The following is a 14,913-nucleotide window of genomic DNA, read 5'->3' as shown; positions in this document are numbered from 1 at the left end:
TTAGGAAGAATCCACCCAGGGATCCCTTAGGTTGTCCTTGGTTGGTATCCCTTTGGCAAGATCCGCTAGCCCAACCCAGGCCATGTTGCCCGTTCGCCCCCGCGAAACTGTTTCCATGTTCACCCGCGACGGGATCCAACTGGACGCGGATGTCTATCGCCCGCAAGGGGAGGGGAGCTACCCGGTTTTGCTGATGCGGCAGCCCTATGGGCGGGCCATTGCCTCGACGGTGGTGTATGCCCATCCCAGGTGGTATGCGGCCCAGGGGTACATTGTGGTCATCCAGGATGTGCGCGGACGGGGAACTTCCAAGGGATCCTTCTACCCTTTCCGCCATGAGGTGGAAGACGGGTTTGACGCCGTCAATTGGGCGGCTGCCTTGCCGGGGAGCAACGGCGTAGTGGGCATGTACGGCTTCTCTTATCAGGGCATGACCCAGCTGTATGCCGCTTCCAGTCGTCCGACGGCTTTGAAGGCCCTCTGCCCGGCGATGCTGCCTTACGATCTCTATGCCGATGCCGCTTACCCAGGGGGGGCCTTTGCCTTCTACAACAACCTCAGTTGGGCCTTGCAACTGGAGACCGAAGGGGCGCGTCTCAGGGGGGATGCCAATGCCTACCAAGCGCTTTTGAAAGCTGCCCGCAATCTCCCCCTCTACGACCCTATCCCCCTCAAGCCGGGGGTGTTGCAGCAGTATGCCCCCCAATCCTATTACTTCGACTGGCTGGAGCACAGTGAGCCGGATGAATACTGGCGCAAGCTCTCTCCCCGTCTAGAGGCGGTGGATCTGCCGATGCTACACATTGCCGGCTGGTTTGACAGCTACCTGAGTGGTAGCCTGCGCCTCTACAAGGAAATGAGCGCCCGCAGCCAGAACCCTCAATACCTGATCATCGGCCCTTGGGCCCATCTCCCTTGGGGCCGCAAAGTGGGGGCGTTGGATTTCGGCCCAGAGGCTGTCAGCCCCATCGATCGCCTGCAGGTGCGCTGGTTTGACCAGTTCCTCAAAGGCAAAGATACAGGGATCCTCCAGGAGCCGCCGGTACGCCTGTTCGAGATGGGATCCAACCGCTGGCGCGGCTTTGATGCTTGGCCTACCCCTGAGCCAAAAGCTTTTTACCTACACAGCACCGGCTTGGCTGCCCTTTCAGAAGCAGAGGGATCCCTTCGCCCTGAACCCTCGCCTGCACAACAGTCGGATACGTTTGTTCACGATCCCTGGCGACCGGTGCCGGCCTTGGGGGGCCACCTAGTTCAGCCTGCCGGGCCGCAAGAGCGCTCCGCCCTCGACTGCCGCACCGATGTCCTGACCTATACCACTCCGCCGCTGCAAGCCGAGCTGGTTCTGGTCGGGGACATTGCTGTGGAGGTGTACGCGGAGGCCGACAGCCCCAGTTTCGATCTTTGCGCTGTGCTCTCGGTGGTAAGGCCCGATGGGCAGGTGTATAACTTTTCCCAAGGCTATTGTCGCCTACGGGATCCCCAGCCCAGTACCCCCATTCTGATTCCCTGTCAGCCCACCTGTATTCGCATCCCTTGCGGTCACGCCTTGCGCCTCAGCCTTAGCGCGGCTTGTTTTCCGGCCTATCCTGTCAACACAGGCACGGGAATGCGGGAAGAGCGGCTGATTGAGGCCCGCATTCTCACCATCACTCTCCGCAGCGGTGGCGAGACGCCTTCGCGGCTGCACCTGCCCATGGCTTGAAGCCAAGAAGAGACCAAGCTTCGGGATCCCGTTCGCAATCCCCGCTTACAAAGAGACACCAAACGTTAGGATAGAAACAGGCAGGGCAAGGGAACACCATGTTGCAAGACCCAAAGTTGATCCGGCACTATCAGGCTTTGACCGATGCTCTGGTGGATACCTGGCAGCGGGGCTACCGGCGCACCGATGAGCTACGTCTGCTGGTGGATGGCTACCTGCTGGCCTTGCGAACTGGCAAACAATTGGAGCCCTTCGAGATCTATCGCATTGAGGACGAGGTCAACCGCTTCCTCTACGATCCGTCCAACTTCATAGATCCGGAATTGGAGCCAGAGGCGGAGCCGATGCGGGGTTATTGATTTTGTGAATCCCTGTTGGCGATCCCTAGAACAGGTGGGGCAAAGTTTTGATTCCAACCTTTTCTGATCTCCCCTCGCCCCTTGGGAGAAAGACTAGGGGGGAAGGCGCTGACTGAGTTCTGGTTTTGTCGAGCATCTTGCGCCTGGTAGGCTGAGAGGGATCGATTCGTTCCTGATTCCAGTCGTATCGGTTCTATGGCGGTTTGGGATAGGGTGATGACCTCCCGGCATCTGCCCCTGCTGGGATCCGGCTTGGGCTTGGGGGTAGCCCTGATCCTCTGGTACGGGGTGTTTGGCTACCACGTGCTGCAGATTGGCCTCTGGCTGCTGAGCATCCTGCTGGTGGGGTTGTATTGGGCGCAGTTTTCCCCGGCTCAACCCCCTTGGGATCCGACGCGGCTGCGCTGGCAACAGGAGCTGTTGCACCTGGGGCTGTTGGTGTTGGTCTTTGCCCCGATTTACCTCTACGACCTGGCCAACATCCCCTTTCAGATCAATACTGACGAGATTGTGATCACCTCCATGGCCCGTCGCGCCTCAGGGGTGCGCTATCCCGATATCTTTGGGCTGATGCCGGAGTATTTCTATTTCCCCCGCTTCATGTTCAGCCTCTTCGGCGGCCTGACGCGGCTGATGGGGGGAGTCACGCTGCTCAATGTGCGCACGGTACATGCCGCCTTCGGGGTCGTCACCATTCTGGTGGCCTACGGGTTTTTTCGGGCATTTTGGGGATCCCGTCTGGCCTTGGCCGGGGCAGCCCTCTTGGGATCCAACCATGCCCTGCTGGCTATTAGCCGTATGGCGATGCGGGAAAACCTCATTGTCTTGGTAGAGTGTGCAGCCTTGGCCTTGATCTTGAAGGGGGTGCGGGAGAAAAACCCCCTGTTGCTCTATCTGGGGGGAGGAGCGGCGGCTTTCTCCCTCTACGGCTATTTGCCGGGGCGGGTGGTGATCCTGCTGGGGTTGCTGTTTGGAGTTCTGTACCTGCTCCTGGGCCGGGAGGATCTCCGAGGAGAAAACAAGCAAGCTAATCCCCTCTGGGTCCTGGCTAAGCTGACGGTGCCGGCGGCGTCGGGTTTTTTTCTGGTGGCTGGGCCCATTCTGGTGGCCACGGTCACAGCACCTGCGGTGAGCGCCGAGTACTCTCGCCAACAATTTCTCTTTTTCCCGGAGGGGCGGGCCCTACAGCAGATGTGGGTGAATGCGGCTACCCCGGAGGAGGCGGTCTGGCGCAACATCTTCAACGGCCTGAGTATGTTCAACGACCCCGGCCAGCACGACCGCGGCTACATCTATCCCAACTACGGCCATGCTTTTGTGGATCCCTTGACGGGGGCTTTGATCTGGCTGGGGCTGGGATCCGGCCTCTACCGCCTTTTCAAGAAGCGCAGCCAGCCCCACGACTGGCTCTGTATCGGCAGCTTCCTATTTCTCTACCTGCTGTTTAGCTTGGCCATCACCAAAGCCCCCAACTACACCCGCCTGCTGGTGATCCTGCCCTTTGTAGCCTATCTAACCTTGGAAGGGATCCAAGTGCTGGCAGGTCTCCTGGAACGCTGGGGATCCCGGGCCGGGAGTTGGCTGCCGGCGGCGGCGATGGCGGGGGCAATCCTGCTGATTGGGGGGTGGAACCTGGCCATTTTTGGAGACTTTGTCCACAAAGGCTGGACGCAGGGCAACGATGTGGGGGCCACCGGGCGCTATGTGGCAGCTCGCCAAATGGATCCCGACTACCGCTTCTATCTGGCGGCTAGCACTGCCTACCCCTATTTCAGCTGGGGAGAGCCTATCTACTGGCAAAGTTGGATTCAATTTTTTGCTGGGCCGGAGCAGGAGGTGAAGGTTTTTTCCCCAGAGACGTTGCCCGGCCAAGACCTAGAACCGCCGTTTACCCTGTTCATGAACGAGTGGGTATGGGATCAGCAAGGGGCAGAACTGCAACGGCGTTTTCCCAGCGGACGGTTGCACCGGATCCCTGCTGAGCGGGGGCTATGGGCCTTTGAGGTGGCGGATCCCTAGAGCTCCCCCCTGGTTTGGCCAACCCACTGTTCGCGGGACGGAGTCCTTTCGCGTCAGCGGGACGGAGTCCTTTCTTTTTACCAGGCTAAAAGTAGCTGAAAGCACACTATGCAGATCCAGAGCCGCCAACAGTAGAAGAAGTAGAAGAAGATGATAGCGTTCCAGGGATCCCAGACGTGCGTTTTGATGCCTACGACCCGGGCGAGGGGTTTTACGACGAGCTGTTTTTGGGGCGTAACCAGCCCCGTCCTGAGGCGATCCCGCTGATTGAGCGCATTCATTCTCTGGAAGAAGGGGAACTGCAGCAGCGGCAAGCGGCGGCGCAGGCGGCCCTCTTTCAAATGGGGGTAACCTTCAACGTCTATGGCGATAGCCAGGGCACGGAGCGAATTTTCCCCTTTGACATCATTCCCCGCATCGTCTCGGCTTCCGAGTGGCAGCGGCTGGAGAAGGGTCTCAAGCAGCGCATCCACGCCCTCAACCTGTTCATCGACGATGTCTATCACGACCAGAAGATCCTTAAGGATGGGGTGATCCCTGCCGAGCTGATCGAGACGGCCAAGGGATTTCTGCGGCCCTGTGTGGGGCTCAACCCACCGGGGAGAATTTGGTGCCACGTCACCGGCACCGACTTGGTGCGGGATCGGGACGGAACTTGGTACGTGCTGGAAGATAACCTGCGCTGTCCGTCGGGAATCTCCTACGTGCTGGAAAATCGGCGGGTGATGAAAAGCACCTTTCCCTCCCTGTTCAACACCATGGGGATCCGCCCGGTGGACGATTACCCCAGCCACTTGTTGGATACTCTGCTCTACCTGGCGCCGCCGCAACTGGCCAATCCAACGGTGGTGGTGCTCACCCCCGGCATCTACAACTCCGCCTACTTCGAGCATTCTTTCCTCGCCCAGCAGATGGGGGTGGAGCTGGTGGAAGGGCGGGATCTGGTGGTGGCCGATGGCTATTTGCAAATGCGCACCACCAAGGGGCTGCAGCGGGTGGATGTGATCTACCGCCGCATCGACGATGACTTCATCGATCCCCTTGCTTTTCGCCCTGATTCCCTCTTGGGGGTACCCGGCCTGTTTGAGGTCTACCGGTCGGGGCGGCTGGCGATCGCCAACGCTTTGGGAACGGGGGTGGCGGACGACAAGGTGATCTACGCCTATGTGCCCCAGATGATCCGCTACTATCTGGGAGAGGAAGCCATTTTGCCCAACGTGCCCACCTACCTCTGCTGGGATCCTAAGGATCAGGCGTACGTACTGGAAAACCTGGACAAGCTGGTGGTGAAGGCAGCCAACGAGTCAGGCGGCTATGGCATGCTGATGGGATCCCAGGCTACACCGGCAGAGCGGTCTGCTTTTGCCGAGAAAATCCGCGCCCAGCCGCGCAACTACATCGCCCAACCCACCCTGTGCCTTTCTCGCGTGCCCACCTTGGTGGATCGGGGAGAAGGCCCCCGTCTAGAACCCTGTCATGTGGACTTGCGGCCCTACATCCTCTATGGCAAGGACATTTATGTTCACCCAGGGGGGCTGACCCGCGTCGCCCTCAAGAAGGGATCTCTGGTGGTGAACTCCTCCCAGGGGGGCGGCAGCAAAGATACCTGGGTGCTCTGTGTGGATCCCGGCTGTTGAGAGACGGCTTGCAAAATAGGTTCAGAGCCGCTCGCCCGAACATCTGCTCCACTGACCAAGGCAGCTGGCATGCTGAAGCGCCAGATCCACGTAGTGCTGGGCGTGAAGGCGCAGTTGCTCGACCTCTTCCTCGGTGAGGGTGCGGATAACCTTGGCCGGGATCCCCGCCGCCAAAGAGTGGGGTGGCACAGACCGGGTGACCACTGCTCCAGCTCCCACCATGCTGCCTGCCCCGATGGTGACCCCGTTCAAGATAATGGCCCCAATCCCGATCAGACATCCCCCCTCGATGTGGGCACTGTGGATGACCGCTCGATGGCCTACGGTCACTTCCTCGCCAACCAGGGTCGGCTGTCCGGGATCCCCGTGCAGAATGGCTCCATCTTGGATATTGCTGCGGCGGCCAATGACAATGGGCGAGAGATCCCCCCGCAGGATAGCCCCGTACCAAATGCTCACCGCTTCCGAAAGATGGACATCGCCGATCAGTGTGACATTGGCGGCAATAAAGGCTGCCTCATCTACTCCCGTCGGCTGCCGATCCAGCCCAATTGGCCAGGTGTCCTGTTTTTCTCGTTGCATTTAGAGTCGAGGCCGTTCATGTCAGTTGGGCTTGACGTTGAGAGAGTAGAGAGGATTCAGACGGTTGCAAGGGGCGAGTGGCAAAGAAAGTTTCGTAGATGCAATCGCCAACGTGGTTCATTTGTAGCTGCAATTTGTCGAGAAACTCATGTAAGCCCTGCTCCATAATGTCGTCGATGGTTAGGTAGTCCAGCTCAGAACGCAGGCGGCCCAAAGCTCGCTCGCTGGGATCCCGCCAGGTATCGGCTGGGGTGCCGGTGATTTGGTGCAGGGATCGATCTGCGTGAATAAGACAAAACTGAATAGAGCGGGGAAATTGCCGATCCAAAATCAGGAAAGAGGCCACCTCTCTGGGATTGATGCGGTGCTGGCGGCTGTATTTCCGGTACATTTCATAAGCACTGGCCGACTTCAGCAAAGCAATCCACTGCAACTCATCCAAAGCCGTACCCACATACTGCAGAGAGGGCAGCAAAATAAAATACTTAACATCCAAAATGCGCGCCGTTTTGTCCGCCCGCTCCAAAAGACGGCCAATCTGGCCAAAATGCCATCCTTCCCCATGGGTCATGGTGGCATCCATCACCCCGGCGAATAGGTGACTGGCCAGCTTCACTTCCGTGAAAAAATCATGGAGCTGACTCAGGTGGGGGCCTTGCTGAGCCGCTTCTTTGACCATCAAATAAAAGCGGTTGACCCGCTCCCACATTTCTGAAGAAATGACCTCCCGCACAGAGCGGGCATTTTCCCGCGCCAGCCGCAAACAGGAAAGGATGGAGTTGGGGTAATCCCTATCAAAAGCCAGGAACTGGATGACTGTTTCTTGGGTTGCCTGGCCATAGCGTTGGTAAAACAGCTCCTGATCCCCGGTGGTGTAGACGATGGGATCCCACTGCTGAGCGGGACCGCTGGGCAAGTCTAGGATGAGGTTGAGATTGACATCGATGAAGCGGGCGATGTTCTCGGCGCGCTCCACGTAGCGGTTGAGCCAGTAGATGGAATCGGCCACGCGACTCAGCATGCTGTTACCTCCTCTGGAGTTTCTTGTCTCCGCGCTCCGTTCAAACCCAGCAGGCGGAGCAGCCGCCGCACCTTCACCAGCAGCACCCCCGTCAGGCCGGTCAAGATCCACCCCATCCACTCGGCTGCAGTACCCAGATAGCGCACCTGCACGCGATGATCCCCCGGCGGGATCCGCACCTGCAACAGCCCCAGTCCATTGTGCTCGGCAGATGTGAGGCGACCATCCACCTGTACCCGCCAAGCAGGGTAGTAAAACGTGCGCAGGACTACCCATCGATCCTGAGCAGTGGGGTTAACGGCCCGAAAACGACGGTAGCCATAGCGCCACTGCTCCACTTCCAACAGTGGCTCCAGATCGCTTTGTTCTCGTCCAAAGTTCACCATGTCGCCTTGCCACCGCAGCAGCGGATCCACCTCTGGGGGCGGCATGGGCAGGGTTGCTTGGCGAGGTCGGTACTCCAGCACATCCACCAGCGCCAGCCCATCGGGAAAGATCCAGTGCCAGTGAAGAAAAGCGATGCCCGGTCGCTGCTGGGGCTCATTGGGAAATGGCTTAGCGGCAGACAGCTCTTGAAAAGTCTGGATGGTTTGCGGGTCAAACCTGGCTCTGGACAAGACCTGCCAGCCCTGCCAGCTTTGTATCCCCATGGCCAGACCTATCCCCACAATCAAGAGGATCCTCAAGCCCTTTTGTCCCCACCCCCAGGCGGCCAGGGATCCCAACAGCCAGGGCACCGTTACTGATGTCACCGCCATCCAGCGCCAAGAAAACTGAATGCGCCGCAGGGGCAAAATCCACTCGTAGAGCCAACCCAGCAAATCCGTCATCATCAGCAGGGCCACCAAGCTGGCCCCCAAGCTGTAGAGCAGGATCGCTTTGGCCAGGGGAGCATGGGATCCCAAGGCATCAAAGGACTCCGTCTCGCCAGCGCGAACGGAATGGATCGGGGTCATCCCCCTTGTCCTGCGGGCCAGCCATTCCCAGAAAACCAGGATCCCAGCACCCAAGACAACGGCCACCATCCAGATCCAGTACCCCACCAGGCCGCTTTCAAACCAGTGCTGCGTCAGTTGCGGCTGGAGCCGGGTTAGCCCACTCAGCATCAGGCGATGTTGGGGCATGTACTCTTCGACAAAATTCACCAACTCCACCTGGATGAGGCGCTGATCCCAAAAGGCTGGCAGCAGATAAAACGCCGTCCACCCCAGCCCCAGCCCAAACCCCAAGTAGCAGCGCCCCACCCTGGGCCAGAGGGGATCCCAGCGGCCCAGCACCCAAGGCAGAGGCAGCCAAGTTAGCGTAAAGACCAGCAAAGTGGGCAAGTGAGATAGGGCCAACAGGCCGTAGCTAATGGCTAAGGCCACAATCGGCCAAAGGGACTGGGGCCGGCAGATCACCTGGACTGAGGCCCAGAAAATCCAGGGAGAGACAGCAATGGCCCACACTTCCCCCATTGCCCCCCGTTGATAAATATCCACCAGCCAATAGGGGCCGGCCATACCCGCCAGAGCCAAAACCAGAGCCCAAGCCCAGGGGATAAGTTGCCGGAGAAGGGCATACAGCCCTGCGCCAAAGACCGCCATCGCCAAGCCCATGCTGGCCACCAGGGATCCGGGCATATCCAGCTCCAGCAGGCGAAACGGCAGAGGGGCCACCATGCACAGAGGGGGGTAAAAGGCAAAGGTAGGATTGCCGTAGCCGAAGTTGGAATACTCCAGCCAGCGGGGGTAAAACTGCCCGCCGAAAAACTGTCGTTGATACTGAAAGGCCCAACTGAGGTTGAAGTGAGTGGAGTGAGTCATGGGATAGCCCTGGCGCAGCATGGGCCAGAGCAGCACCACGACTCCCACCAGCAACCCTATCCCAACACCCCTCTCTGGTTGTTGCAAAGCTTTCAGCATTTCTCGGCGTTATCCCGATCCTCTGCCTCGAAAGGCCCAGACTTCCCCCCATACTTGCGCAACAGCCGGATGTGTTCGATCACCATCGTCTTCTCCAAGGCCTTGGTCATGTCGTATAGGGTGAGGGCAGCCACCGAAACTGCTGTCAAAGCCTCCATCTCCACCCCTGTTTGGGCGTTGGTTTTCACTGTAGCGGTGATCAGAAAGCCGGGCAGATGGGGATCCGGATTCAGATCCACGGTGACGCTGCTCAAGGGGAGAGGATGACACAGCGGGATCAGATCGGCGGTGCGCTTGGCAGCCATGATCCCGGCCAGCCGGGCTGTTTCCACCACATTCCCTTTGGGCCCTTGACCGGCCAAGATGGTCTGCAAAGTCGTTTCTGACATGCGTACCTGTCCTTGGGCAGTGGCCAAGCGGGCAACCATGGGCTTGTGTCCCACTTCCACCATTTGTGCTCGGCCAGAGGCGTCCAGGTGGGTGAGGGCTTGCCCAACAAAGGACTCTGTCCTGCTGGCGCGACTAGAACTCGAATCCGATGGCACCCCGGCCTCCCACAATCCTTGAGAGCTGAAGAGTTGGCTTAGGCTCCGATGAGGTCGGCAAATCGGCAACCAGACCCGCAGGGACTTGACAACTAGTAGCGAATCCAGGCATAGGCGGCATCAGAGAGCACCGGCACCTCGGCGTAGTGGCCGCGAATGTTTTGCACCCAGGCGTAGACGGTGATGGCAATCACCCCCAAGAGAGCCGTGGTGGCCAAAATGCTGACCATCGCTGCCAGGCCAAGGTTGCCGAAGAGTATGCCAAACGCCTGCATCAGCACCTGCACCAAGAACAAGGCAATGTTGAGCAAGAGCGCCTGGATGGTGTTGAAGCGAACAAAATGGGCTACGCGGGTGTTGCGGATCACCAGGAACAGGAGAGCCAAAAACACCCCCATTCCCAGCCAGCCCGTGGCCAGGGGCACCAGACGAAATAGGGGCGCAAAAATGGGGATCAGCCCTGGCAGAGATTGAAACAGCCCAGAGGGCAAAAAGCCCAAGGGCAGAGCCGATACCAAAGGCAGAAGGTAGGGAAGGGATCCCCACAGCCGATTGATGGGAGTGATGTCGCCGCGCCAGGTCATAATCCGTCGATCCCTATTAGGTGCAGTGGTCATTGAAGTGAAGTTTGCTTGTCGGTGCGCTTCCAGGATCCCCACCAGCTAAAGATTCAGAGAGAGAAAGCAACACCCAAGCCTTGGGCTTATTGTAGTCGATGGATTTGGGTGGCTCAACGCGCTTGGCCGCAAGCCGGCTTCTGCTTTCCAGTGAGCAGAAAAACTCGAGGCCAAAAGGTTCAGGGTGAGCGTTCCGATGCATCTGGGCTGGTATAATCAACGGCAAATTCTGGCTGCATCACCGGTTTTTCAGGTTCTCTACATTTTTCAGCTTCCACCATGAAGATTTCATCGTCTCCCGCTGCTCGCATCGTCGGAGCTTTTGTCTGGCAAGTTTGGTCTGGGCTGATGGGTTTTCTCAACGACCGTTTGTTGCCGGAGCGCTATCACATTCGGCCCGAAGCTTTGCCGGAGTGGATTGCCCAGGTGTGGGCTGGCTATCTGCGCTATCGGGAAGCCTCTCGTCCGGGGGCGATCCAGTTTCGCGGCTTGACGGTGGATCCCAGCCGAGATCTGCGCTCAGCTCACCTCGGATCCCGTCCGCTCCGCTACCGCGGCTGCCCCATGGAGACGGTTGCCCGACCTGGGGATCCCTCTCCTACCGCCCAACCCATCCCTGAAAAGGCTTTTGTGCCCCCCTACTGGAAACTCCTCAATACGCTGCGCTTGAAGTTGAGCCTGGCCGATATTGATCGCTACCCCGTCACTCCGGCCCTGCAGCGGGTTTACCGAGGTCGAGAGTTTTAACACCGCTCTGCTGCTCTGCACGACAGTGGAGTTTTAAGGCTGGGGATCCCCTTGTGGGCGGGGATCCCTTTTTGGACTTTGTTCGCGACAGCGGGACGGAGTCTCCGGATTGGACTTGTAGGTTTGGGTGCGGGTGGTTTCTCCTGAGGGGAAAGCTGAGAAAGACTGCAAAAAAACTTAAGGTCACTTTCCCGCTGGGGGATAAGAGCCCCTACAGTGGATAAAGAAGAACATGGTGCTCCGCACCGCCAACGCAATGAGCCTTGTTATGTCCAAAAGCGGCATGCTCCTACTGAACTTGGGGGGGCCAGAGGCCCAGGCCGATGTGCAGCCCTTTCTTTACAATCTGTTTGCCGATCCCGAGCTGATCCGGCTGCCGTTTCCCTTCTTGCAGCGGGCCTTTGCCTGGGCCATCTCCACACTGCGGGCCGAAAAATCCCGCCGCAACTACGCGGCCATTGGGGGGGGATCCCCCTTGCGGCGCATTACTGCTGAGCAAGCACGAGAACTGCAGGCCCACCTGGTGGCTGAGGGCTATGACGTGCCGGTGTATGTTGCCATGCGCTACTGGCATCCGTTGATCGAGTCGGTGGTGCAGCAGATCAAGTCGGATGGGATCACCCGCTTGGTGGTGCTGCCGCTCTACCCGCAGTATTCCATCAGCACGACGGGATCCAGCTTTAAGCTGCTGGATCGGCTCTGGGCTGAAGATCCGGAGCTGGCATGCATCGAGCGCTGCCAGATCTACTCCTGGTACGATCAGCCTCAGTACGTGCAGGCGATGGCCAGAGCAATTCGGGAACAGTTGGATGGATTTGCCGAGCCCGAAGGGGTGCATGTGCTGTTCAGCGCCCACGGCATTCCCGAAAGCTATGTCACCGAGGCCGGGGATCCCTACCAACAGGAAATGGAAGCCTGCGTGCGGCTGATCTGGCAGCAGGTGGGACGCCCCAATGACCACACCCTCTCCTATCAAAGCCGGGTGGGTTCGGTGCGGTGGCTCCAGCCTTACACCGAACGGGTCATCCCGGAGTTGGGATCCCGAGGTGTGAAGCAGTTGCTGGTGGTGCCGATTAGCTTTGTGTCGGAGCACATCGAGACCCTGCAGGAGATTGACATCGAGTATCGGGAGCTGGCCCATCGAGCTGGGATTGCCGATTTTCGCCGTGTGCCCGCCTTAAATACCGACCCTCTGTTCATTGCTGGCTTGGCGGCGCTGGTGCGGCCTCATCTGCTCACTCCGGGCTTGGCAGCTCCTGCCTTTGTCCCTGCTGCTGTGGGCGGCTCGCTGCTGGAGCGGTAGGGAAAAACTCCGGGCATTTCATTGTTGCTCTGCTCATTGTTGCTCTGCAACGCTGACGCGACCAGACGAGGACGCTGACTTCATACCCCCAGAAGCGTTCTCCTACCACCCCAGGTGTCTCATCTTCATGGAGTTTTGACTGGGAATGACCCTAAGCCCGAGCGAAGCCTTGCTGACGAAGTGGCTGCTGACCTATTTTTACCAACGGCTGCCTTTCCCCCAAGAGTGGCTGCCGCAGAAAAGCTATTGGGTAGGGGGATCCCTGCGGGATGCTTACCTGGCTTGGCTGCGGAGCTGTGCTGCTGGAGATCCCGCTCGCGACGGTGGGATGGAGTCCTCAGCGTCGGTGGATTTGGACCTGATGTGCGCTGTGGATCCCGTGGGCTGGGCAGCGGCAGTGGCACGGCGGTTGGGGGCGGGCTTTGTGGTGTTGGATCCCGAACGGCAGATTGCCCGCATTGTGTTGGCAAAGTTGACCGTGGACGTGGGGCTGCAGGCGGGATCCACCCCTGAGGAGGATCTGAGGCAGCGGGACTTCACCTGCAATGCCCTGGCCTTGGATCTGCAAAGGGAGCAACTGCTGGATCCCACAGGCGGACAAGCCGATATTCGCCAGAGCCGGATGCGCATGGTACACCCCGACAACCTCAGCGCCGATCCGGTGCGGCTGTTGCGGGGTTATCGACAGGCGGCTCAACTGGGGTTTGTGCTGGATCCGGCTACGCAAGAGGCAATCCGGGAGCGGGCCCCCCTTTTGGCGAATGTGGCGGCAGAACGGGTGCGGGCAGAGATAGTGGCCCTGTTGGAGGCAGGGATCCCAGGGCTGGCTCACCTACAGGCGGCGGTGGCGGCGGGGTTGCTGCAGGCTTGGCTGCCCCACCTGAAGCCGGAAAGTCCGGGCTTCCCTCAAGCTCAGGCCGTGTGGGAGTGGGCCGGGCGCTGGCAACCGCTCTATCCCCGCACGCTGGCAGAGCTGGCCCAGCCCTTGACATCCTCACGCGAAGGGCGCGGCAGGCTGTTGGCAGTGGTGCTGGCGGCCTTGTTGTGGGATCCAGCGGGAACTGAGGACTCTGTCTTGCTGACGCGAACGGCAGAAAGGGTGGAAACCGAGCTGGAGCGGCTGCGCTTCAGCCGAGCGGAAATGCGGGCCATCCAAAAGCTACACCATCTTCTGCCTCAGCTTCAGCTTCTCCTGACGGACTCCCCCACCCCTGCGCAACAGTGGCGGCTTTATCAACAGGCGGGATCCCTGTTCGGTGGCCTGGCGCTGTTGGCGGTGGCTACGGGCGGCGACCCTCAAAAGCTGGAGTCTTGGCTCAAACGCTACGAAGACCCCCAGGATCCCCTGGCCCATCTGGTGCCCCTGCTGGATGGCCGCGATCTGCTGCACAGCTTGGGGGCCAAACCCGGCCCCTGGGTAGGCCAGTTGCTGCAAGACCTCCAGGAGGCGCAGGCTTGGGGGCAGATTCAAACTCGTGCCGAGGCGCTCTCTTTTGCCCGCCGGTGGCGTGGCCAGCAAAAAGACTAGCCGAAGCGATAGCCGAAGCCGCGCACCGTCACCAAATACTCTGGGTTGCTGGGATCCAGCTCCAATTTTTCCCGCAGCCAGCGGATATGCACATCGACGGTCTTGCTGTCGCCCATGAAGTCGGATCCCCAGACGCGCTCCAGAAGCTGCTCCCGCGTCCAAACGCGGCGGGGGTTGGACATAAACAGCTCCAACAGGCGAAACTCTTTGGGGGAAAAACTCACCTCGACGCCCCGCACCAACACGCGGCACTCCTGAGTAAACATACACAGATCCCCGTAGCGGAGCACCGTGGCATCGCTGGCTTGGGCCAGTTGTTGCCGACGCAACACCGAGCGACAGCGGGCGATCAGCTCCCGCATGCCGAAGGGCTTGGTCAGATAATCGTCGGCCCCCAGTTCCAAGCCCACCACGCGGTCGGTTTCGCTACTTTTGGCCGTCAACATCAGGATGGGAATCGTGTTGCCCTCCCTGCGCAGCAGCCTGCACAGATCCAGACCGTTCAAGCTGGGCAACATCAAATCCAAGATCATCAAATCCAGCCGCTCAACCGTATGCACCATCTCAAGGGCTTGCCGACCATCAGCGGCTTGTAAAACCTGATACCCCTGCTCTTCCAAAGCCAGGGCAACCGTTTCCCGAATGGCATCCTCGTCATCCACCACCAGCAGGGTCTCCAGATGGGAAGCAGCTTCCTTGGCTTGAGGAAGTGGACCGGTCATGGAGAGGGTTGCTTCCATACAGAACTCCGTTGCGCCTGCACGCAAGTGCTCCGCACCGCCGTCACGAACGCGGAAGCGTCACGTAGCAATCACTGCCTCACAGGGTGAGAAGGGCAAGTGCCGCCACCGTCAACAGCAGCCCCCCGATAGGATATCAAACTTCCAGGGCAGGCCAATAAAGAGAACAGGGGCGGACTGACTTGCACAGGGCCTTGAGACGGCGA

13 protein-coding genes are annotated in these 14,913 nt (G+C 59.5%); 7 read left to right on the top strand and 6 right to left on the bottom strand.

Translation table 11 applies throughout. The features are described 5' to 3' along the window. Positions 1–82 precede the first annotated feature (82 nt). From ACVWYY_RS05655 to ACVWYY_RS05640, 4 genes are all read left to right on the top strand, one after another. Positions 83–1,705, top strand: coding sequence for a CocE/NonD family hydrolase (locus tag ACVWYY_RS05655; RefSeq protein ID WP_457403457.1), 1,623 nt, complete (start codon positions 83–85; stop codon positions 1,703–1,705). A gap of 98 nt (positions 1,706–1,803) precedes the next feature. Then, a complete protein-coding gene (locus ACVWYY_RS05650) occupies positions 1,804–2,064 on the top strand; it encodes a DUF6761 family protein (protein ID WP_011434405.1) in 261 nt (86 codons plus the stop codon). Between the two features lie 216 nt (positions 2,065–2,280). After that, complete coding sequence (locus tag ACVWYY_RS05645) at positions 2,281–4,083, top strand: glycosyltransferase family 39 protein (RefSeq protein WP_457403437.1); 1,803 nt, start codon at positions 2,281–2,283, stop codon at positions 4,081–4,083. Positions 4,084–4,259: 176 nt separating this feature from the next. Continuing rightward, entirely contained in the window at positions 4,260–5,720 is a 1,461-nt protein-coding gene (locus ACVWYY_RS05640; protein WP_457383988.1) for a circularly permuted type 2 ATP-grasp protein, read from the top strand. 21 nt (positions 5,721–5,741) lie between these two features. Here the strand turns inward: ACVWYY_RS05640 and ACVWYY_RS05635 are convergent, their stop codons facing one another. The 5 genes from ACVWYY_RS05635 to ACVWYY_RS05615 form a co-directional block, all read right to left on the bottom strand. Beyond that, entirely contained in the window at positions 5,742–6,302 is a 561-nt protein-coding gene (locus tag ACVWYY_RS05635) for a gamma carbonic anhydrase family protein (RefSeq protein ID WP_457403438.1), read from the bottom strand. Positions 6,303–6,318: 16 nt separating this feature from the next. Further along, positions 6,319–7,323 (bottom strand): alpha-E domain-containing protein, encoded by a 1,005-nt coding sequence (locus ACVWYY_RS05630; RefSeq protein WP_011434401.1) that lies wholly within the window; start codon positions 7,321–7,323, stop codon positions 6,319–6,321. Beyond that, on the bottom strand, positions 7,317–9,176 hold the full coding sequence (locus ACVWYY_RS05625) for a hypothetical protein (RefSeq protein WP_457439850.1): 1,860 nt from the start codon (positions 9,174–9,176) through the stop codon (positions 7,317–7,319). The genes ACVWYY_RS05630 and ACVWYY_RS05625 overlap by 7 nt, the downstream gene beginning before the upstream one ends. Before the next feature lie 44 nt (positions 9,177–9,220). Continuing rightward, positions 9,221–9,772 carry a cyclic pyranopterin monophosphate synthase MoaC gene (gene moaC / locus ACVWYY_RS05620; protein WP_457403441.1) on the bottom strand — a complete coding sequence of 184 codons (552 nt, stop codon included), beginning with the start codon at positions 9,770–9,772 and terminating at the stop codon, positions 9,221–9,223. Between the two features lie 92 nt (positions 9,773–9,864). After that, positions 9,865–10,356, bottom strand: a complete 492-nt coding sequence (locus ACVWYY_RS05615; RefSeq protein WP_414355562.1) for a Tic20 family protein — start codon at positions 10,354–10,356, stop codon at positions 9,865–9,867. A 312-nt stretch (positions 10,357–10,668) separates the two neighbouring features. Between ACVWYY_RS05615 and ACVWYY_RS05610 the strand changes: the two genes are divergently transcribed. From ACVWYY_RS05610 to ACVWYY_RS05600, 3 genes are all read left to right on the top strand, one after another. Beyond that, on the top strand, positions 10,669–11,136 hold the full coding sequence (locus tag ACVWYY_RS05610; protein ID WP_457403443.1) for a hypothetical protein: 468 nt from the start codon (positions 10,669–10,671) through the stop codon (positions 11,134–11,136). 268 nt (positions 11,137–11,404) lie between these two features. Beyond that, positions 11,405–12,439 carry a ferrochelatase gene (gene hemH, locus ACVWYY_RS05605; protein ID WP_457403459.1) on the top strand — a complete coding sequence of 345 codons (1,035 nt, stop codon included), beginning with the start codon at positions 11,405–11,407 and terminating at the stop codon, positions 12,437–12,439. A 145-nt stretch (positions 12,440–12,584) separates the two neighbouring features. Next, a complete protein-coding gene (locus tag ACVWYY_RS05600; RefSeq protein WP_457403444.1) occupies positions 12,585–13,967 on the top strand; it encodes a CCA tRNA nucleotidyltransferase in 1,383 nt (460 codons plus the stop codon). Here ACVWYY_RS05600 and ACVWYY_RS05595 read toward each other — a convergent pair. Further along, positions 13,964–14,689: a response regulator gene (locus ACVWYY_RS05595; RefSeq protein WP_457403445.1), complete on the bottom strand. Its 726-nt coding sequence runs from the start codon at positions 14,687–14,689 to the stop codon at positions 13,964–13,966. The two genes, ACVWYY_RS05600 and ACVWYY_RS05595, sit on opposite strands and share 4 nt — an antisense overlap. Positions 14,690–14,913: the final 224 nt, after the last annotated feature.

Source organism: Thermostichus sp. MS-CIW-34, assembly GCF_054060435.1.
This window is presented reverse-complemented; position numbering and strand designations above follow the sequence as displayed.

Bases quoted from the DNA above. Each gene is read 5' to 3' on its own strand.
- ACVWYY_RS05595 (WP_457403445.1), bottom strand. From the start codon at position 14,689: ATGACCGGTCCACTTCCTCAAGCCAAGGAAGCTGCTTCCCATCTGGAG.
- ACVWYY_RS05645 (WP_457403437.1), top strand. From the start codon at position 2,281: ATGACCTCCCGGCATCTGCCCCTGCTGGGATCCGGCTTGGGCTTGGGG.
- ACVWYY_RS05650 (WP_011434405.1), top strand. From the start codon at position 1,804: ATGTTGCAAGACCCAAAGTTGATCCGGCACTATCAGGCTTTGACCGAT.
- ACVWYY_RS05600 (WP_457403444.1), top strand. From the start codon at position 12,585: ATGACCCTAAGCCCGAGCGAAGCCTTGCTGACGAAGTGGCTGCTGACC.
- ACVWYY_RS05610 (WP_457403443.1), top strand. From the start codon at position 10,669: ATGAAGATTTCATCGTCTCCCGCTGCTCGCATCGTCGGAGCTTTTGTC.
- hemH (WP_457403459.1), top strand. From the start codon at position 11,405: ATGTCCAAAAGCGGCATGCTCCTACTGAACTTGGGGGGGCCAGAGGCC.
- ACVWYY_RS05635 (WP_457403438.1), bottom strand. From the start codon at position 6,302: ATGCAACGAGAAAAACAGGACACCTGGCCAATTGGGCTGGATCGGCAG.
- ACVWYY_RS05630 (WP_011434401.1), bottom strand. From the start codon at position 7,323: ATGCTGAGTCGCGTGGCCGATTCCATCTACTGGCTCAACCGCTACGTG.
- ACVWYY_RS05655 (WP_457403457.1), top strand. From the start codon at position 83: ATGTTGCCCGTTCGCCCCCGCGAAACTGTTTCCATGTTCACCCGCGAC.
- ACVWYY_RS05615 (WP_414355562.1), bottom strand. From the start codon at position 10,356: ATGACCTGGCGCGGCGACATCACTCCCATCAATCGGCTGTGGGGATCC.